Annotated in this window: 20 protein-coding genes; 10 read left to right on the plus strand and 10 right to left on the minus strand. The window is 38.5% G+C overall.

The genetic code is table 11. The annotated features are described in order from the left end of the window. The first annotated feature begins 19 nt into the window (after positions 1-19). Positions 20-694 (plus strand): DUF6973 domain-containing protein, encoded by a 675-nt coding sequence (locus J2786_RS17650; protein WP_120231216.1) that lies wholly within the window; start codon positions 20-22, stop codon positions 692-694. A gap of 25 nt (positions 695-719) precedes the next feature. Next, complete coding sequence (locus J2786_RS17655; RefSeq protein ID WP_147367555.1) at positions 720-1,253, plus strand: hypothetical protein; 534 nt, start codon at positions 720-722, stop codon at positions 1,251-1,253. Positions 1,254-2,019: 766 nt separating this feature from the next. Here J2786_RS17655 and J2786_RS17660 read toward each other — a convergent pair. The 8 genes from J2786_RS17660 to J2786_RS17690 all read right to left on the minus strand — a co-directional run bounded on the left by J2786_RS17660 (position 2,020) and on the right by J2786_RS17690 (position 9,790). Continuing rightward, on the minus strand, positions 2,020-2,394 hold the full coding sequence (locus tag J2786_RS17660; protein WP_310026103.1) for a hypothetical protein: 375 nt from the start codon (positions 2,392-2,394) through the stop codon (positions 2,020-2,022). 164 nt (positions 2,395-2,558) lie between these two features. Beyond that, complete coding sequence (ligD, locus tag J2786_RS17665) at positions 2,559-5,255, minus strand: DNA ligase D (protein ID WP_310026105.1); 2,697 nt, start codon at positions 5,253-5,255, stop codon at positions 2,559-2,561. Positions 5,256-5,344: 89 nt separating this feature from the next. Continuing rightward, positions 5,345-5,536: a DUF3606 domain-containing protein gene (locus tag J2786_RS17670; protein ID WP_310026108.1), complete on the minus strand. Its 192-nt coding sequence runs from the start codon at positions 5,534-5,536 to the stop codon at positions 5,345-5,347. 131 nt (positions 5,537-5,667) lie between these two features. Further along, the gene (locus J2786_RS17675) at positions 5,668-6,264 is read right to left on the minus strand and encodes a Crp/Fnr family transcriptional regulator (protein ID WP_310026111.1); all 597 of its coding nucleotides are present in this window, start codon (positions 6,262-6,264) and stop codon (positions 5,668-5,670) included. Positions 6,265-6,427: 163 nt separating this feature from the next. Further along, a complete protein-coding gene (locus tag J2786_RS23110; RefSeq protein WP_510183761.1) occupies positions 6,428-6,556 on the minus strand; it encodes a cation efflux transmembrane domain-containing protein in 129 nt (42 codons plus the stop codon). A 273-nt stretch (positions 6,557-6,829) separates the two neighbouring features. Continuing rightward, on the minus strand, positions 6,830-7,111 hold the full coding sequence (locus J2786_RS17680; protein ID WP_310026113.1) for a helix-turn-helix domain-containing protein: 282 nt from the start codon (positions 7,109-7,111) through the stop codon (positions 6,830-6,832). A 111-nt stretch (positions 7,112-7,222) separates the two neighbouring features. Further along, positions 7,223-8,074 carry an RteC domain-containing protein gene (locus J2786_RS17685; RefSeq protein ID WP_310026115.1) on the minus strand — a complete coding sequence of 284 codons (852 nt, stop codon included), beginning with the start codon at positions 8,072-8,074 and terminating at the stop codon, positions 7,223-7,225. A 66-nt stretch (positions 8,075-8,140) separates the two neighbouring features. Further along, the gene (locus J2786_RS17690; protein WP_310026118.1) at positions 8,141-9,790 is read right to left on the minus strand and encodes a helix-turn-helix domain-containing protein; all 1,650 of its coding nucleotides are present in this window, start codon (positions 9,788-9,790) and stop codon (positions 8,141-8,143) included. Positions 9,791-10,096: 306 nt separating this feature from the next. Here J2786_RS17690 and J2786_RS17695 point away from each other — a divergent pair, with 306 nt between their 5' ends. The 8 genes from J2786_RS17695 to J2786_RS17730 all read left to right on the plus strand — a co-directional run bounded on the left by J2786_RS17695 (position 10,097) and on the right by J2786_RS17730 (position 14,394). After that, a complete protein-coding gene (locus J2786_RS17695) occupies positions 10,097-10,324 on the plus strand; it encodes a hypothetical protein (RefSeq protein WP_310026120.1) in 228 nt (75 codons plus the stop codon). After that, positions 10,321-10,494, plus strand: coding sequence for a hypothetical protein (locus tag J2786_RS17700; RefSeq protein WP_310026122.1), 174 nt, complete (start codon positions 10,321-10,323; stop codon positions 10,492-10,494). The genes J2786_RS17695 and J2786_RS17700 overlap by 4 nt, the downstream gene beginning before the upstream one ends. A 10-nt stretch (positions 10,495-10,504) precedes the next feature. Next, positions 10,505-12,016, plus strand: a complete 1,512-nt coding sequence (locus J2786_RS17705; RefSeq protein ID WP_310026124.1) for a DoxX family protein — start codon at positions 10,505-10,507, stop codon at positions 12,014-12,016. A 29-nt stretch (positions 12,017-12,045) separates the two neighbouring features. Then, the gene (locus J2786_RS17710; RefSeq protein WP_310026126.1) at positions 12,046-12,309 is read left to right on the plus strand and encodes a hypothetical protein; all 264 of its coding nucleotides are present in this window, start codon (positions 12,046-12,048) and stop codon (positions 12,307-12,309) included. Positions 12,310-12,465: 156 nt separating this feature from the next. After that, positions 12,466-12,783, plus strand: coding sequence for a hypothetical protein (locus tag J2786_RS17715; RefSeq protein WP_310026128.1), 318 nt, complete (start codon positions 12,466-12,468; stop codon positions 12,781-12,783). A gap of 46 nt (positions 12,784-12,829) precedes the next feature. Further along, positions 12,830-13,000, plus strand: a complete 171-nt coding sequence (locus J2786_RS17720) for a lmo0937 family membrane protein (RefSeq protein WP_255814705.1) — start codon at positions 12,830-12,832, stop codon at positions 12,998-13,000. Between the two features lie 322 nt (positions 13,001-13,322). Next, on the plus strand, positions 13,323-13,775 hold the full coding sequence (locus tag J2786_RS17725; protein WP_310026133.1) for a PA2169 family four-helix-bundle protein: 453 nt from the start codon (positions 13,323-13,325) through the stop codon (positions 13,773-13,775). Between the two features lie 85 nt (positions 13,776-13,860). Then, positions 13,861-14,394: a type 1 glutamine amidotransferase domain-containing protein gene (locus J2786_RS17730; protein WP_255814703.1), complete on the plus strand. Its 534-nt coding sequence runs from the start codon at positions 13,861-13,863 to the stop codon at positions 14,392-14,394. Positions 14,395-14,509: 115 nt separating this feature from the next. Here J2786_RS17730 and J2786_RS17735 read toward each other — a convergent pair whose 3' ends face one another. Both J2786_RS17735 and J2786_RS17740 read right to left on the minus strand, forming a co-directional pair. Further along, positions 14,510-17,056, minus strand: coding sequence for an alpha/beta hydrolase family protein (locus J2786_RS17735; protein ID WP_310026138.1), 2,547 nt, complete (start codon positions 17,054-17,056; stop codon positions 14,510-14,512). Continuing rightward, entirely contained in the window at positions 17,046-18,449 is a 1,404-nt protein-coding gene (locus J2786_RS17740; protein WP_310026141.1) for a RagB/SusD family nutrient uptake outer membrane protein, read from the minus strand. Before J2786_RS17740 ends, J2786_RS17735 begins: the two co-directional genes overlap by 11 nt. Positions 18,450-18,452: the final 3 nt, after the last annotated feature.

The raw sequence follows: 18,452 nt of genomic DNA on the forward strand, positions 1-18,452 counted from the left end.
CTTTTTAAAATTTAAATACATGAGAAACTCGAAGGTACTCGAGCTCAACAGTACATTGGAACTGTTGACAGAAAATGAATTGTATGCATTCAAGGGAGGTCTTGAAGGCGGACAGAGCGAACATGAAATTCCGGAAGTTATTATTACTGTTCCCGGAGGAGATGATGGCGGCGGTAATGATCCCGGCGGGAACGATGATGGCAACCCTCCAACCTGGGATGATGATGATCCTCCTTATGGGGGTGATGGTGATGACCCGTTTCCTCCCGATGGAGGCGGTGATCCAGATGGTAGTAACCCAAGTGAGGCTGATGGAATTCTAGAAACTCCTACAGCCAGAGAAGTCCTGTGGCTACTTTTAAACACATCAGGAGCAGATCGTGATAAAATGCGACATAACGCAGCCTTAGCAGCTCAATATGGAAAAGGACAGGTTGACAACGTCTATGATGCTTTAAGACATGCCATGTGGTCAGCAATGGATGCCGCAGATATAGGGCTGGATAAGGCTAAAGAATTTCACACTCTTCATGAAACCGTAAATCCAGGAAACGATAATACAATGGACCTGCATAATAATGATTGGGGGTTCAATTGGTTTTCCCAGCACGGAAATCCTGATAACAACATGCAGCAGTTCATCAATGACTTTAATGCAGCAGTAGCAAGCGGACAAATACAAACCCATCCATAAAATGAGAATAAAAAGGCTAAATTTTTTGATTCTAATACTATTAGCATCTCTTACATTTTCCTGCCATGCACAGACCAACACGGAATGCTTAACAAAGCTTGAACAAAAACTTTCTCCTAAAATTAATACAAATAACAAAGTAGGTGAAATAATAAACGTTCGAGATGAAGTAAACTGTTTCGACTGGGATACATTAGTCGTACAAATGGCAATAAACCCTAAAGAAATGACTGAGCAAGCGCTTAGCATTAAAATTCCACAAAACTACGACTACAGTTGGGAGAGTGATAATACAGCAATGCTGTTATTTTTAAAAGGCAACACTGTTGTCCACTATATTCTTCAGAAGCCTACTGTTGATAAGCAGACTTTTGACGCTGCCCAATCGATCAAAGCATATGATTTTCTGAAGCTGGTGAACAACTCCGGAGATAATGCATACGCAAAAATTCCAAAGGAGAAAGCTGTTTTTGAAACCTATCAAATTTATTATCATGATGCAAAAGGTCAAAAGACGAGCAATCCAAAATTTGGTCTTGGAATAAGGGTGAAAAGTTAGAACCACAACAAATTACTCGCATTCTTTTTGTTTTATTAGGCTGTCTCCAGACAGCCTTTTTTAATGATTCATTCCGCCTGAAACATTAATCTATTAGTGTTGATCTTTCGTTAATTCTGGTGAAAGGATAAGCCTTTTTTTAACAACTCAAATTGGAGGAGATTCTCATACATTGATTTCCCTTCTACATAAAAGACTTCTTGATTTCCAAACGTTTATAAATTGCAGTGAGAGTGTATCATAATATTTGAACAAAAACCAACCTTAGTTACTCGAATCTGTATTTTTTAAAATGATTAACTTTTTGATGTTATTAATGCTCCCAAGTTCTATGCAACATTAAATGGAACCAGCTCCCATCAACATACAGAACCGGATTTTATTCTGTATCTAAATAATTTATATCTTCATAAGTGAGACATTCTTTTAAAATCTCTACAACAAAATGCACCTGTAAAAACCATCGAAGCAACATTGTGAAAAACAAGACAGTAAGCGAATACCCAAATGAAGAACTCATCAGTTATGAGAAGAAAATTAAAATTAATACTATCATGCTGGGTGTTGCAATCCTCTTATTATTCCTGAGTAATATATTCTTAACATTCAAACGGGGATTTAGTGTTATGAGTGCCATTCCTATCGATTTGGTTCAATCCTCATTCTGATTATCAATAACTGGAACCAGTTAAAAAAAGAGAAGGCAAATAGAAATTTATAAAGATAAAAGTTCAGGTTCAGTGCATTTATCCCCGAAGCCTGATGGCTAGTGGTCAATGAAGTGCCCAGATTGGCCATTCATCATTAAGACTTCTAAAATGCTAGTACTAACAGCTTGAACCAGCTCATCCTGATCGTCAACCGGAACAAAATGATGATTTTTAACATGTCCAAGCTGCCCATCTCTCCCTCCAAAACCAACTATATATACTAAGGGACAATCCAGATTAAAAATTTTAGAATTGATCGCTGGCTCAACTAGTAATGAAACATCGAAAATCGCATCCCTGTAATTATCTGTATCAACATTATCAAGACTGATATCATCACTGCACGTAAAAGATGTAATGATACCTTTTACGGTAATAATTTCATCTCCTATCTCATAATGAAATTCAAAAGTTTTATTAATTTCTTTCATAACAACTTTTTAATAAAACCGATTTATATAAGTCGGGCTAAAGCACAATTTTTAAAAAAACATAAGGAAAGAAAATTGCACAAAGAACTTACTTTTTGTTCTCCTTTTCCAAGCGCGGTTTCGTGAAACCTTGATGCGCGCCTTCCAATATTCCATGCCCGTACTTATTTATCTGAATACTTAGAGATGACCTTTTTCAGATCTATTCCTTTCCCTAGGACAGATTTAAATATATCTCCTTCACTCGACAATCTTTCCAATGCATTGAAAATATGGAAATCACTCATTTTAAGGCCTTTTTTAATTTCATCCCAATGCAGTGGCATCGAAACCGTTGCTCCAGGTTTTGGACGGACGGAATAAGCCGATGCAATAGTTGCGTGTGGCCTGTTCTGCAAGAAATCAAGATACATTTTGCCTTTACGGTCCTTGATGGTCCTTTCTAAGCTCGTAAACTCCGGAATCTCTTTATGTACCAATGTGACTATAACGCGGGCAAATTCCTTCGACTGTTCATAAGTATATTTATTTCCCAAAGGAATATAGATATGAAGTCCTGTCGATCCGCTTGTTTTGCAATAAGATTCTATTCCCATGTCATCTAAGATCTGCTTAGTGATCTGCGCAGCTTCAATGACCTGGTCAAAAGAGTTTTTGTCAGGATCAAGGTCGATAATGCAGTATGTTGGATGGTCAGGCTTCTTAACCGTACTGTTCCATGGATTCATTTCAATACAGCCAAGGTTTGCCATATATAGCAAAGTAGCCTCATCTTTTCCGACAAGATAATGTTTGTCTTCCTGATCGATCTCACTTTTATACAGGTAGGTCTCTGCCCAATCTGGTGCGCTATCGGTCACATTTTTATAATAAAAGCTCTTTCCTTCGATACCATTGGGAAAGCGGTTCATACTTTGAGGGCGGTCTTTTAGATAAGGCAGAATAAAGGGCGCTACCTGGTAATAGTAATTGATCAGATCGCGTTTAGTAATTTTTTCTTTCGGCCAAAAGATCTTATCCAGATTGGTAAATTTCAGTTCACGTTTATTGACGGTCTTCACCTGCGTTTTATCTTTTGGATTCAATAAAGTTTTACGTTTCATCTTTCCTTGTGGTTTAACGATATTGTCAGTTTTCTCATCAATAATCTGCTCCGTTTCAACTTCTTTTTCCAGTACTATTTTCTTTGGATTTTTGTCCTCCCGCATGCCTTCAAAAGATGGATGTCGCATTACGCCGTCACTTGTTATTTCCGTAAAGTTAACTTCACAGATAAGTGTAGGTTTAAGCCAGGTAACCGACGCATGAGGCGGGTTAGGACGAAACCGTGATGGCTTGTTGACATCCGGCTCTTCCGAAAAAGGTGCCTTATCGGTAATCAGAGGTCTAAACTGATCCATCATTTCCTCCTGCATTTTTGCATTAAAGCCTGTGCCCACTTTTCCTGTATAGATTAGTTTCTTGCCTTCATAAACACCGACAAGGATACTACTGAAAGATTTGCTGGAATCGTCGTTCAGGGTGAAACCTCCAATCACCACTTCCTGTCTCTTATTAGCCTTGATCTTAAGCCAGTCTTTTGTCCTGACATGGGTATGGTAAAGACTATCCTTCTTCTTGGCCATGATACCTTCCAGCCCCATCTTCTTTGCAGCTTCCAGAAATTCGATTCCTGAGGCATAGAATGGTGTGCTTATTTTGATGAGATCATTCTCAGGTAGGATTTCTTTCAGTACAGCTTTGCGCTCACACAAGGTCAGATCCGTTAGGTCTTTTCCGTCATACCAGATAATATCAAAAACATAGTATAGTAATATCCCGTCTGACTCACTTCGCCAGTTTTGCAATGCTCCGAAGTCGGCCTGACCATTCTCACCGACAACCACGATCTCACCGTCTATAACGGCATTTAGCTTAAGCTCTTTGAGCACATCATAAACGGGATAAAATTTCTCGTTAAAGCTTTTGTCATTGCGCGACTTTATCTCAACTTTTCCACCTTTTACAAAGGAAACTGCACGGTAGCCGTCCCATTTGACTTCATACAGCCATTCTTTATCATCAAACGGCTTGTCCACTAGTGTGGCCAGCATCGGCTCAACATGATCATAAAAGGCTTTTTTAGGTGCACTCTTTAAAACCTTTGATACATCAATATCAACATTTTCCTGCTTTCCAGGGTTTAGCTGCTCCTCAATGAGCTTTGCAGCGTGTTTTTCACCCGCAGGCTTATCTTTGATTGTGCTTTCCTTTTTCACAATCTTTTTCCCATATACTTTATCCGGAGATTTTTCCATCTGGGCTATGGTCTTTTTGGAAAGAACAGATTTGTCTTTTAAAGTAATATCTTTCGTAGTTGCATATTTATCATCAAGCTTCATCAGCAGCCAGCCATTCTCTCCTCTACCATATGCTTTTACCAAGGCGAACTCTCCCTTGAGTTTTTCACCGTTAAGTTTAATTTTCAGCTTGCCCGAATATAACTGGTGCAATAGATTTTTTTCCTGTTTCTTCAGATCACCTTCCACAGGCTCCGCCGGCTCATAGGTTCCTTCGTCCCAGACAATCACAGTTCCACCTCCGTACTGTCCCTTTGGAATAATCCCTTCAAAGTCCCTATAATCATAAGGATGGTCTTCAACCATCATAGCCAGTCTCTTGACATCCGGATCAAGGGAAGGCCCCTTGGGAACCGCCCAGCTTTTAAGCACACCTTCCATTTCCAAGCGAAAATCGTAATGAAGATGGGAAGCATCATGCTTTTGAACAACAAACCTTAATTCCTTGCCAGAAGGTTTACCACCGAATGGTTCGGGTGTTTTTTCCGCTGATCGTTTTTCACGATATTTTTCTAAAGCCATAATACGTCTTTTAATTGATTGGATTTTAGCGCATACGAATTCCACCGTAATCAAAAAGTACGGCTAATTAACTGTCAATGTAAGTACGGCTATTTATTGTGGCGCTTCTTGAGGTACTCCTCCAATGTTTTACGATCGTTGGAACCTGTAGCTTTAATGGCACCGACCACAGCTTGGGAGGTTACCCCCATCTTAGTCTTGAAATATTGGATTTCATAATTTTCTGATCCACTGACCTGGTTGCGGTCCTGCTTTCCTTTCCTTGATTTATTATCTGCCATGATTTAATATTTAAGTGATTTATCTTTGGTAACTTAAAAACTGCAAATATTACGCCGTTGACACACAGTTTGTTAACGAGAACATTATTGAATACAAGGTGATTGGTCAAACCATGTTAGTTTCAATTTATCTAATAATAGATCTGACGCTCCTTTAGATGGATGATTTTCTGTGCCTCCATTTTCTTTATCGTTCTGATAACAGTTTCTACCCGTAATCCCGTGAGATTCGCAATTTGCTGTCTTGTCAGCGGCATATGGTAACCATATCGCTCTTCCTCCATGGCACATTCTTTATAGTAGTCCAATAAAGAAGTAATCTTTACAATCGGATCCGTAGAAGAATTGTTAAACAGCATGGTATATTTGTAATAAAGCCGGTCCGAAAGGTGTTCCAGGAGCTGGGAAGAAATTTCCCTATTACTATTGACCAGTTCCAAAAAACTACTTTTAGCCAGTTTTATAACTGTACAGTCGGTCTTTGCCACGGCATTCATTGGATAATTCTTGTCTCCAAACAAGAGTGATTCGCCGATACTGTCCCCTTCGGAAAGTATATTTAGAGTAAACTCTCGGCCATCATCATGGTAGTTGTTCAATTCTACTGTCCCGCTACAGATCTGAATAAAGAAATGCGGTATGTCTCCATTCTGAAAAATAATCTCTTTAGCAGGATAGTGTTCATAAAATGCTCCATGCTGGAGCAATACATTTTCATCAGTGATCATACTAACAATATTTATTGGGTTAATAAACATCTTAGAATAAAATCGGTCTGTTGCCAATGCAAAAATTAAACCATTTAAGCTTGTTTTATTGGGTTATTACATGTTCATCTTCCCGCTTCGTAAAAAATCAACAATTAACTAGCTAACAGGTTATTACCTTCTATTATAAGCAATTTACACGCTTGGCGCTAAAATCATATCCAAATGGATGAGATTGATCAGCGGCCTTCCTGCTCCTTTTCAATCCACATAAAAGTAACAGTTGGTTAGCGGTATCAACTGTTGAATGGATTCACTCGGAAATCATGGACGAACTGTTGGTAACTGAACCTGCTATAAACTTTGTTAATGCGATTAACAGATTCGCAGCAAGAGCACTGTAGATTGATTTTTTATTGCCGGTCATTAGTAACTATAAAAAAATGACCCTACTCTGATCTACGGCAGTTAAAAAAATGCAAATATGACGCCGTTGCTTACATGCCTAATTCATCATGATCAGGTAAGCTGTCCATTATTTCACATTATTTATTTACTAATAGAACGATCATATACCCTTCATCAATCAGCTATTAAAACTGTCCCTGATTAACTGATGAACATCGGAAAGCTTATAATATAATTTACCGCTTATCGTATAATATGGCAGTTTTTTGTCTGACCGGTAACGCTGTAATGACCGTGAACTAATCTTAAGCATCTGAAGTACGTCCTGGTTATCCAGTAACTGCTCACCATCAATAGAAGACAGTTCATTTTGTTTTTTATTTATTTTTTCATGAAGGATATCAAAACGAGTCATAATTCTCTCCATCCAAGCCATAAATTCTATTCTGTCAATATTCATGATATTTGTTTTTTATGAGTAGAACAAAGTTTAGGCTTTACATATAAATTCCTTCGGTAGACATTCGTAAGTACCGAAAGATTTTATGCTAAAAAATAATAGAAGTTAAATTCAGCGGTCTGAATCCAAAAATGCCTGATTCAGATTATCATTTAAAAGCTGAAGAAATTTAGTCCGGTTTATTTTACGGTTCTTGATTTCATGCAGGGTTTTATAAAAATTCCCCAAACTGACATTCAGCGATCTTTCAGTAAAGCGTATGACCTCACTAAATTCAATATTTCCACCGTTAAAGCAGCGTGTTTGATGAAGGGCATATAAAAGTTCAACCAATCCAGACTTTGAAGAAGACCAATCCAATGGAGACTGATCATTTATCTTTTCAAAAACATATCCTTCGGCTTCGCTTATAGATTTCAAAAGATATTTCTCCAGTCGGTCGTTAGCCAGAATCTGGGCGACCAAGTGGTCATGGGAAGTAGCGAACTTTTCATCATAGTTATACAATCCCGATTCAAGCTTTGTTTTAAGGTCAAATTGACTGCGGACAAAATATTTGTGATCCAAAAATGCAGCTTTTCTCCTGTAATACTCATAAAAGTCAATATGCTCCTGATAAAAATTTTTCAGGACTTCCAATTCGCAATGATAGTACTCTTTAACACTTAATTGTCCCGCATTTGGTTTTGCCGCCTCAATGGATAACAGTCTTGAATAATAGATAAATCGTGAAATAAAAAGAGGCTTGAGTTGCTTAAAGAAATAGATTTCATCCCCTGCTGCCGAAAACTCGAGGATAACTACCATTGATTTAATATCTCTAATCGCAATATCAATTTCCATTAGCGATTTTTCGCAGCATCCTATCCTATCTTCACTATTTTCAAACTCAATCCTGTCCAATTTTTTATCCAGCAGGGCTAGTAATTTCTCACACTTTTTAAAAAACAACTGAGGTTCCATATTTTTTTACATAAAAAGATACAAAAATAAAATCGGTCACCTCTCAACCCATATATTATCAACTTATTATTCAACCCCCTGTTCGATTTTCCTGGTAAATTCAACGGGGCTCATCTTAGTCATTTCCAGAAACAATTTTGAAAAATTTGATCTATTGGAGAATCCGCATTCTCTGGAAATATCATCAATAGCATATTTTCGCCAAATAGGATCATTGGTCAGCATTTCTTTAGCATACATAATTCTCAGCCGGTTAATGTAGGTATTAAAATTGCAGCCTTTATGCTCATTAATAATCGCAGAGAGATACGCAGTATTGGTTTTGAGCTTCTTAGCCAATTGACTTTGTGTTAATCCTTTTTCAAGATAAAAGTTCTTTTCTTCCATAAGCTGCAGCTTATTTAAAATATCCGCAACCAGGTGTTCCGGCAATTTGAAAGATTTAACGGAATTGGTTTCATGAGGCTCTTCATCAGAGATTTCCATCACAGCCTGAGTCCTCACCAACTCTCCTTTTTTATTTTTCCATATTCTTTGATAACCAACTCCAGCAATCACTAAAAGCCCAATCAGACAGAATGCTGCTACGGCGTATCCGTAACGTGAGGTATTTTCTAATTTTTTCTTCGACTCAATCAATGCTTTTGTATCATATTCCTTATGAATCTTAGTAGACAAATACTTAAAATCTGCTGATAATATTTTATCAAATTTCAATAGCTGATTCGTATAATAAAGTTCTTTTTTAGGGTCTGCATTATTTCTGTAATAATCAATAAGCAGTTCATACGTTTCTCTGGTCGCAGGCAATACAAAACTGTTTTGCTGAAAGATCGAATCTACTTTTTTAAGATAACCGATACCCTGCTGATCCCGGTTATTCCTGAGCAGAATTTTTCCTTTTAAATAATAAATAACCGAAGCATTCGTAAAATCATTCACTTTTTCAATACCGGCTAGTGCCGTATTAAAATCTGCCAAGGCTTCCTGATCATTTTTTTCCAGGTATTCCAGTATAGCTTTCAGTTTATAGAAGTAGCTTCTTTCAAGATCAAAATCCTTATCATTAGCAGACTGCTGAAGACCTTCCGATACCAATGGTTCAGCATCCTTATATCTGGACAGGAGTATCAAACATATACTCATCTGATTCAAACTGTTCAGGTATCCTCTTTTCCGGTTATGGCGAAGATTGGGCTGTGTTTCCGGAGCGTCAGGTTTATTATAGTACTGGCGGCATTTTGAAAAGATTTTATAGGCTTCTTCATAATATCCCAGGTAACTTTTAACGACTCCTATATGATACAGATTCTTATGGTACAGGTATGAGTCTTTAGAGTTTTCCAGATAAGTCCAGGCTCTCAGGTATTCATCCAAAGCTTTTTGGTATTTCCGCAGTGTAAAATAATAGATACTTCCTTTAGTTAAGTAGGCATTACCGATTACATCAGAATCCTTTGCTAAGATAGCGGCCCCTATTACACTGTCCGCATACATAAGTTTTTTTTCTTTGCTGAAATAGACTGCATCCCGGTAAGCCTGTGAAAGTTCTTTATAATCTTTTACTTTTTTCGCTTCCCTGATATAAGCATCAACAAATTCCATGGCATGGCTGTCATTTTCATCAAAATTATCATACCGTGCTCTATAGTCTGAAAATTTCTGACCACTCATTAAAACACCAATACACATGAAAAGAAATATTGCTTTTTTCAAAACGGAAAAAGTTTTATTAATAAATTTTTAAGATCTGATGAATATTATTCAAAAGTACGTAAAATGAAACAGGAATAAAACTATTTCAACACACAGGGAATTCTCACATCAACAAAAACCCAAAACAAACTTATGATTATCAGATTGTTAAACCCAAAACAAAGGCTGAATTAATTTACAAAACGACCATATATTTTTTATAAATCAGCCCAAAACACCTTTTTTTTCAGCAAATACTTGTCCTACATTCGTTCTCAGAATTCTAGAAAAAACCGGCCGGGATTATTAATTTTTAAATCCCAAATCATGAAGAACGCAATTTATATTTCTATGGGAATTATATTCTCATTACTGGTATTTTCCTGTCATCCGAACGATGTTGCTTCTACTGAAGACATGGAAGAAATGAATGGAAACATTCAAAACTACAATACTTTTTCAGCCAAGGCAGACAGTACTACTTATAAAGATACTGATCCGCCTAAAGACCGTGATCACTGGAGACCTGTGGAAAACTATAATGAGAGGAAATGAGCGTCGAAGTTAAACTACCTGTCACCGCAGCATCCGGAAAGCTATGTCCAGTCAGCGGAGTTTGGAAAAACAAAGGAACTTTTACCACAACAATACCTATTTCGGAGAAAACAACGATGCCGGAATACTGCGGAGTAAAGGTTATATGGATCTTATTATATCAATGCTGAACTCATTACCATGAAAAAATTAATTCCTTTAGTACCGACAGCGGTTACCTATTTTTTTGTATTGTTATTTATCTACGCTTCGGTTAATAAGATTCTGGATTTTGAAAATTTCCAGGTCCAGATTGCCCAGTCTCCGCTTCTTACCGCATACGCCGGTCCCATATCCTATCTGGTTATTGTCGTTGAATTATTGATTGTCACGCTGCTGCTGATTAGAAGTACACGGTCTCTAGGCTTGCTTTTCTCCTTAGGAATAATGATGAGTTTTACTGTTTACATTTATCTCATCTTACACTATAGTGAATCAATCCCTTGTTCCTGCGGAGGCATTCTGGAAAAGATGGACTGGAAAGAACATCTCCTATTTAATATAGCATGCGTAGTATTGGCCGTCATTGCTCTCCTCTGTATCTATTGTAAAAGAAGATACCGAAGGAAGGTTTATTTACAAATAGCTTTAATGATTTTTATAAGTTCACTGCTTGTTATCCTGCTATACATAAGTTCTGAAAATACAGTTAGAAAAGAAAATAATTTTACCCGCCGTTTTCTCGCTCATCCTATTATCCAGGATAAGGTCCTGGATCTGGATAATGAGCACTATTATTTTGCAGGAAACAGCCGGGGAAAAGTATTTCTGGGGAACGCTTCTTTTCCCCTACTGCTCACTACTATTGAAAGAGCTTTTAAAACACCGGAATCACAGAGAATACATCCTGACCGTACTGATTTCAATTACACCAATTTACAGTTCAAAGTATCAGGACCTTATTATTACCTGTATGACGGCAGCGTTCCTATTATCTACAGAGGAAAAATAAAAGACTCTTCAGCACATACCATCAGCTATAATGAGGTATACTTTAATCAGCTGGCGGTGATAGATTCTTCTCATTTTGCGCTAAGAATCCGGAGCAGTGAAACAGGAGAATATGAGTTGGGACTGCTGGCTCTGAATAAACATCCTAAATTCAGCTTATCTGAGAAGCTACTGCAAAAACAGATTGACGGAATATTCGATGCAGACGGCCAGCTGGCCGCTGATCAAAAAAGCGGAAATATTATCTATATGTACTCTTATAGAAATCAATTTCTGATCATGAATAATGGTATGCAGTTAAAAGACAAGATGAAAACCATTGATACCATTTCAAAAGCACAGGTTGAGCCTGTTAAGCTTTCAGACGGCACGATGAAGCTAAAGTCCCGCCCCTTAAAGGTTAACTCAGCAATTACCACAAACGGCCCCTTTCTGTTTAACCAATCCCACTTAATGGGAAAACATGAACCCAAAGAACGCTGGAAAAATGCAACGGTAATCGACATTTACCGTACAGACCGGCAGGAATATGCAGGGAGCTTTTATATAGACCATATTGATCACAAACCTGTATCCCAGATTATGGTAACCGATCAATACCTGTATGCTCTTACCGGAAAAAAGCTAGTCCGTTATCGATACAGAACAAGCAATGTAAAATATTTTACGACAGGGGAAGCTGAAAACCTGAACAAAGAGTAAGCAATCATTTACCAAAAACTTCAATTATTATGAAAAAGTTTCTAATTCCTGCCGCCCTGGTAATTATGGGCACAGGAGGTGCATTAGCATCAAACATCGAAAGTTCATCCAAAGTAGTTACTATTGGATACAGAGTCGGCAATTTCGGAGAGCCTACCTGTGTAGCGGTTAAAAACTGTGAAACGGTCAACACCGGGGTACTTTGTACCTACACCGATGCCACTGGCCCTCACAATCTAAAAAGAATGAGCGGTTCCCAGTGTTTCGGAGATTTGTTTGAAATTCTACCGTAAACCAACTTCCCATTAACAGAGAGAAGGATGCCACAAGGTATCCTTCTTTTTATATATCCCCAACTCCTGTACATCCAATAAAAATTCCCAACAAAAAGTACCACATTTGGTACTAATGGCAAAAAAATTGTAATTATTTGAATAAATATATATCGTATGAACAATACAGTAAAAATAGCATTGGCCTTAGCGGCAGGGAGCTCTTTGCTTTATATGGGCCTGCGAAAAAGAATCAAACAGAAAAAAGTATATCTCGCCCCTGACGGAAATACTTATAAGGAAAATCAGATTTACCGTACCTATGACAACAAACTCTATAAGAACGGTAAAGAATTCCATTATAATCTTCCGGATCAACATGATGAGCTAACCTCCAATATGAAAAGCATCAAAGTAAATAAGAACAGTCCATTGAATTACAGTATCAGTCAGAAAAACACTGCTTATCATCATAAAGGAGTAAGGCATCACTAGAATTAATCATAAAAATATTACACCACTAACCACAAAAAATAATATTATGAGAAATTTACTCTGGCTTATTGCAGTAATCTGCATTGTTGTATGGCTTTTAGGAATGCTTGGAATTATTCCTGGTATGAATACGGGCAGTTTAGTACATACCCTTTTAGTAATTGCCATCATTGTTGTTCTGATCAATATTTTTACCGGCAGAAAACCGCTTAATTAGAGAAACAATATACTGTAAAAGGATGCTTAAAGCATCCTTTTACAGTATAATATTATATTGGATCGTTAGAAACCTAATTAATAAAAGTTTACGAAGCATATATTTTCATATATCACCATCTATGCCTTCTATTCTTATCAGTTCAAATCAATAAGCCATTCATTGAAATATCCTTTTTGTTATATTTCAGTCTGTCGTTATTCTATTCAATAGTATATTAATCTTGGATTTTAAGATTTTTTTAAGTACCACATCTCACCAAATAGGCTGTTTAAGGCATGGCACTTGCAAAGTTAATACTACCATTCAAAAAATATACAGTATGAACAACCAAAAAACATTGTCAGTATTAAACGATTTACTGAACATTACAAACGACAGAATTCAAGGATTTTCTAAAGTTGAAGACAAAGTATGGGAGCAGTATCCTCTGCTAAGGGCAGACTATGACACCATGGTATCGCAGTCACATACTATGAAAAATCAGCTTACCAATCTAATAACGGAGAGAGGAGGTACACCTGATCAGTCAGGTTCTGCGGCAGGCGCAATTCACAGAGCCTGGATTGATGTAAAAAATTCTTTTTCGGCTGACAAAGCCGATACAACTATAGGAAATGTGGTATATGGTGAAAGTGCTGCTATTGACGCTTATCAGGATGCCTTAGACAGCGGTGATTTATGTCCGGAAAGTTCCAGAGTCGTACTTGATCAGCTTCACCAGTTAAAAGCTTCTCATGATAAATTTGAGAATCTTGAAGATTTAAAAAATTAAGAAAATATCCGCTTCTTAATGATGAGCAGAATTCTATTGCCAGGACAATAAGCCGGTAGATTTCTTTTAACCTAAAAATTAAATTATGTCAAAAAAAATTGCAATATTGGCCACACACGGCTTCGAAGAGAGCGAACTAAGCTCACCTAAAGATTATCTGGAACAGCAGGGATGGACTACACACATTGTAAGTCCTGAAACGGGAGGTATCAAATCCTGGGCAGAAAAAAACTGGGGCAAAGAATATCCTGTAGATCAAAACCTGGAAAATGCAGATGCTTCAGACTACGATGCTCTTGTATTACCGGGTGGAGTTATCAATCCCGATCAGCTAAGAACCAATGAAAAAGCTATTGCCTTTGTAAAAGATTTTTTTTCCCAGCATAAACCCGTAGGGGCAATTTGCCACGGACCTCAGATTCTCATTAATGCCGGCGTTGTCGAAGGTAGAGATTTAACCTCAGTCTACTCTATCAGCCAGGATTTAAAAAATGCAGGAGCCCGTTGGGAAGATCAGGAAGTCGTTGTTGATTCCGGGCTTGTTACGAGCAGAACTCCCAAAGACCTTCCCGCGTTCAACGCAAAACTGGTAGAGGAAATCAATGAAGGCAAACATTAGAATTATCAGGGATTTCAGCAATCTGGAATTGATATAGAATACTATGTTTACAACGAGTTATAAAAATATTTCAGATTTTTGAAATTTTACGCCCATATAAAATGGAAAAAGGATGCTAATCAGCATCCTTTTTGATTTGTTTGTCAATCCATGAAATACCCCTCTTTCCTTTCAGAAAATAATCCCACCAATCCTGTATTCTCAGTTCCAGATCTTTCTCTGCCTTTGAACCTGTGGTAAAAACATGGGCTTCTCCCGAATAAAATAATGCCACGACATCTTTTTTATTCTTTTTCAGCCCAATATAAAATTCCATGGTCTGGTCCCACACAATCCTTTTATCTTCCATTCCGGTCCATAAAAGCATGGGAGCATTGACTTTATGTACATATTCAATCGGATTATTATCCACATACAGTCTTTTATCCTCCGCGAAAGAAGCATGCATATTGTACTGCCCCTCTTCAAACTGCCAGTAAAAAGGAGTGGATGAAGTCTCATTATAAGAAAAATACATTCTGGTTAAATCACCGGCTCCTGCGCCTGAGATATAGGTCTTAAAACGATGGGAATGTCCTGCTATAAAATTCGTTCGGTAGCCTCCAAAAGAATGCCCTATCAATCCTACACTCGTAAGATCAACGCCTGCATGAGTCTTTAATGCATCCAGTGAGCTTTCCACACAGTCCAATGCCGACTGCCCTACTCCTGAAGGTCCGTTCGTAATATCCGGCAGATACACAAAATACCCTTCCTGCAAAAGTTTCCTAATCGAAAACCCCACCGGAAAATTATTCAAAGGGGATAAATACTGATTCGGATTCCTGCTCTGCACTTCATAGATATGAACGACCATTGGATATTTTTTCCCTTCAGTATACCCGATAGGATAATACAAAAGTCCTTTCATAGCTACTCCATCTCTACTGTTAAAACTAATCACATCCCTCCTTATCGACGCTGATATTTTATCATGTGCATTACTCTGAAATACAATATTCCCTTTTTCTTTTCCTATCTCCTTACTGACAATTCTAGGCGGAAAATGAAGACTTTCCTCTACATACACTGCCTTTTTTAAAGATTCATCCGTTTTATACCATGTTATATTCGAAGCTGAAGAAGCCATGAGTGTTTCAAACCTTCCTTTCTCCCATTTCAAAAAGGTTTTCTCAATCGTTCCTTTCCGGGTTACTGCCAGCAGTAACGGCGCATCTACATTCAGTATACTTTTCCTAAAATTATAACCCGACTCAGGATACAAATCGGTTTCATCTTTCGTTACCACCTTTACTTCATTTTCATGATCGATGTTAAGTGCAGTAAACTGTCCCTTATTTATTTCATACTTCCAAAGATCGCTGCTGTTTTCAAAAAATATCGTTCTGCTATCCGGGCTGAAATATGCTCTTGTCAAATCCTTCTTTTCCAGCATTATTTTCCTAAACGTCTCCGTATCTACCAGCACCCATAGTCCGTCCTTATTTTTAAATACAAAATGACTTCCACGGTCTGACACTGAAAGTTCCGCCTGCATGATACCCAGATCCTCATAGGTCTCTTTTTTACGATCATACAGAAAACCGTGAATCAGAGGAAAAAGGGTTGAATAATTCTGCAATTCCTCCCTGTTAAACATCAAAAAATAATCAGGATTATTCAGGCTTATTACTGTTGAAAAACGATCAGAAGGAACTCTCATCAACTTATTCCCATCTTTTTTCCATATCCAGTATCTATTGACAAATGAACCTTCCTGCTTGGCTTCCAGATTACCATCATTTCCATACCAGATATCAACCGTACCCTTTTCTGCCGGAACATGGATCATTCCTGTAATCATGATGGAATTTCCGTTTTGTATTTCGGTAAAACGCAGGTATTCTTCCTTTCTGACCTTATCGATATCAGGAAGCACCAGTTCCCCTCTCTTTGTATCCAGCAGCACAACCTTCTGAAGTGAACTGTTTGAGTCTCCTTCATCTGTTGCTTCCTCCTTAAGAATCAGAAAACTTCCTGAAGGTGTTTCTTCCATACTCCGGATCATGCCAGGCGCAGCATACACGCTCTCTACTTTATTACCGGAATACTTCATCAGCTGAGTCTCCCTGCCTGATTTTTTCACGATATACAATACAGATCCTGAATTGCTCACCCTGAAATACTGCACCCGCTCAACTTTCTCCAGCAGGGCGGATTTCGCATCATAGATATACAAAACACTGTCACTGGTCTGCAAAAAGTACTTATCGCCTTTCTCCATCACTCCACTCTGCAATACATTTACTGATTCACTACCCTCCCGGCCTGTCTTCAGTTCTTTCTGCATCCCGGTCCTCAGATTCCAAAGCAGCGCTTTTCCCTGCCCCAATGCCAGCAGCTGGTCACCTCTTACAAACGAGTACTGGTATTTTTTGTTCAGTGTGCCTATCAGGGATTTTACCCCTGATCTCCCGGTAGCCAGTACTACTGCCGAATCATAATTATTCCTGTAGACTTTTGTGGCTACTATCCACTTCCCTTCATCAGAGACTTTGTTAACGGCAATATTGTAAAATTTTGAACTTTCATCTTTCACTGAATCCTGCCTGACCTGACCATAACAGACCATCCCCATAAGAATGAGTAAAAGGATTATCAGTTTATTGATGTTAATAGCCATTATTCTGAGGTTTTAAATTAGGATTAAGCAATAAATCTTTCTGGGGAACCGGCCATAGACTATGATAGGGTTTCCAGTTTGGTTTTACCGCCTGCAGATCGCCAAGCCTGTTATTACGTTTTAGATCCAGGAAACGGTGTCCCATTTCGGTAAAGAACTCCCTCCTGTTTTCCAAAAGGATTTCACTCAGCAACACTTCTTTTGAAACCAATGCTAAAGCACTTAGTCCTGCTCTCTGCCTCACGGGATTGATATACTGCAAGGCTTCCCCAACTTTATTCTGTTGAGCCAGTGCTTCAGCGAGCAGTAAATACACTTCTTCCAGGCGGAACACTATAGAATCCTCCGTATCATTAATGGTAATATTTTTATACTTATTCACGCGGTACCAGGTATTTCCTCCTACGGTTACAGGAACCATCCACTCCTGCTTTCTAAGGTCACCCGCTTCAAATGAATTCATCAGACTTTCAGACAGCGCATAACCTGTGGGCACGGCCCCTGAAAAATAATACAGCATGGCTTCTTTCACAGGATCGCCGGAATTCGCAGGTTTCAACTGCCATATTATATGTTTTGAATCCTTCTGAAACACTTTTGACAGGTCATTCTGAAAACTATACAACGGGCTTCCCAGAATTGCTTTCAGCACAGTTTCAGCCTGAGCCCACTTCTGCTCCAGCATATACACTCTGGCCAGCATCAGTTCAGCTCCCTTACGGTTAGGATATACCCTTTCGGCATCCCTGTACTGATCCGGCAGCAACTCTCCACAGCGTACAAGATCGGCTTCCAGTCTTGACAGCACCTCTATAGATTCTACCCTTGACAGATACTGATTTACCGTATAATCCGTACTTACCGGGTAAGGAACCGCTCCAAAGAGCTGCTGAAGATAAAACAGCAGGATGTTTCTCACCAGAAGGGCTTCCCCTTCTATCCTGTTCTTTTCATTGCCCGGCAATGCAGATGCTCTGACACCTTCTATAATGGCATTGGCAGCGTAGATATGCTGATAGGCCGTAGACCATACCGAATACACCGTAGAATTGGTATCGGTCTGCTGGTTGTGATACAATGCCAGTACCCCATTGGTATCCGTCAAGGCATACGAATCCAGATCATCGGTATACACTCCAAGGAAAGCCCCCAGTGACTCCCCTGAGAGCGGTGAGTTATCCCTTAATCCTGCATACAACCCAGCCAGTGCCGCATTAGCGGTCTGAACATCCGCAAAGACTTTATCTTTCCCGATCTGATTGGAAGGCGTTTCCACTTCCAGCATCTTCTCACAGGAGAAAAGAAGCACACAAAACAGCAGGACCAGTCCCCTGTTCCTACAAAATCTCATCAACTTACAACATTGATTTATATTGATTTTAGAATTTTTCATTAT

The sequence above is a fragment of the Chryseobacterium vietnamense genome, from assembly GCF_031454475.1.
GTDB classification, from domain to species: Bacteria; Bacteroidota; Bacteroidia; order Flavobacteriales; family Weeksellaceae; genus Chryseobacterium; species Chryseobacterium vietnamense.

Coding starts and splice junctions, on each gene's coding strand:
- J2786_RS17720 (WP_255814705.1), top strand. CDS start 12,830: ATGAGAAATTTACTCTGGCTTATTGCAGTAATCTGCATTGTTGTATGG.
- J2786_RS17670 (WP_310026108.1), bottom strand. CDS start 5,536: ATGGCAGATAATAAATCAAGGAAAGGAAAGCAGGACCGCAACCAGGTC.
- J2786_RS17695 (WP_310026120.1), top strand. CDS start 10,097: ATGAAGAACGCAATTTATATTTCTATGGGAATTATATTCTCATTACTG.
- J2786_RS17650 (WP_120231216.1), top strand. CDS start 20: ATGAGAAACTCGAAGGTACTCGAGCTCAACAGTACATTGGAACTGTTG.
- J2786_RS17715 (WP_310026128.1), top strand. CDS start 12,466: ATGAACAATACAGTAAAAATAGCATTGGCCTTAGCGGCAGGGAGCTCT.
- J2786_RS17675 (WP_310026111.1), bottom strand. CDS start 6,264: ATGATCACTGATGAAAATGTATTGCTCCAGCATGGAGCATTTTATGAA.
- J2786_RS17710 (WP_310026126.1), top strand. CDS start 12,046: ATGAAAAAGTTTCTAATTCCTGCCGCCCTGGTAATTATGGGCACAGGA.
- J2786_RS17725 (WP_310026133.1), top strand. CDS start 13,323: ATGAACAACCAAAAAACATTGTCAGTATTAAACGATTTACTGAACATT.
- J2786_RS17735 (WP_310026138.1), bottom strand. CDS start 17,056: ATGGCTATTAACATCAATAAACTGATAATCCTTTTACTCATTCTTATG.
- J2786_RS17680 (WP_310026113.1), bottom strand. CDS start 7,111: ATGAATATTGACAGAATAGAATTTATGGCTTGGATGGAGAGAATTATG.
- J2786_RS17700 (WP_310026122.1), top strand. CDS start 10,321: ATGAGCGTCGAAGTTAAACTACCTGTCACCGCAGCATCCGGAAAGCTA.
- J2786_RS17705 (WP_310026124.1), top strand. CDS start 10,505: ATGAAAAAATTAATTCCTTTAGTACCGACAGCGGTTACCTATTTTTTT.
- J2786_RS17660 (WP_310026103.1), bottom strand. CDS start 2,394: ATGAAAGAAATTAATAAAACTTTTGAATTTCATTATGAGATAGGAGAT.
- ligD (WP_310026105.1), bottom strand. CDS start 5,255: ATGGCTTTAGAAAAATATCGTGAAAAACGATCAGCGGAAAAAACACCC.
- J2786_RS17740 (WP_310026141.1), bottom strand. CDS start 18,449: ATGAAAAATTCTAAAATCAATATAAATCAATGTTGTAAGTTGATGAGA.
- J2786_RS17730 (WP_255814703.1), top strand. CDS start 13,861: ATGTCAAAAAAAATTGCAATATTGGCCACACACGGCTTCGAAGAGAGC.
- J2786_RS17685 (WP_310026115.1), bottom strand. CDS start 8,074: ATGGAACCTCAGTTGTTTTTTAAAAAGTGTGAGAAATTACTAGCCCTG.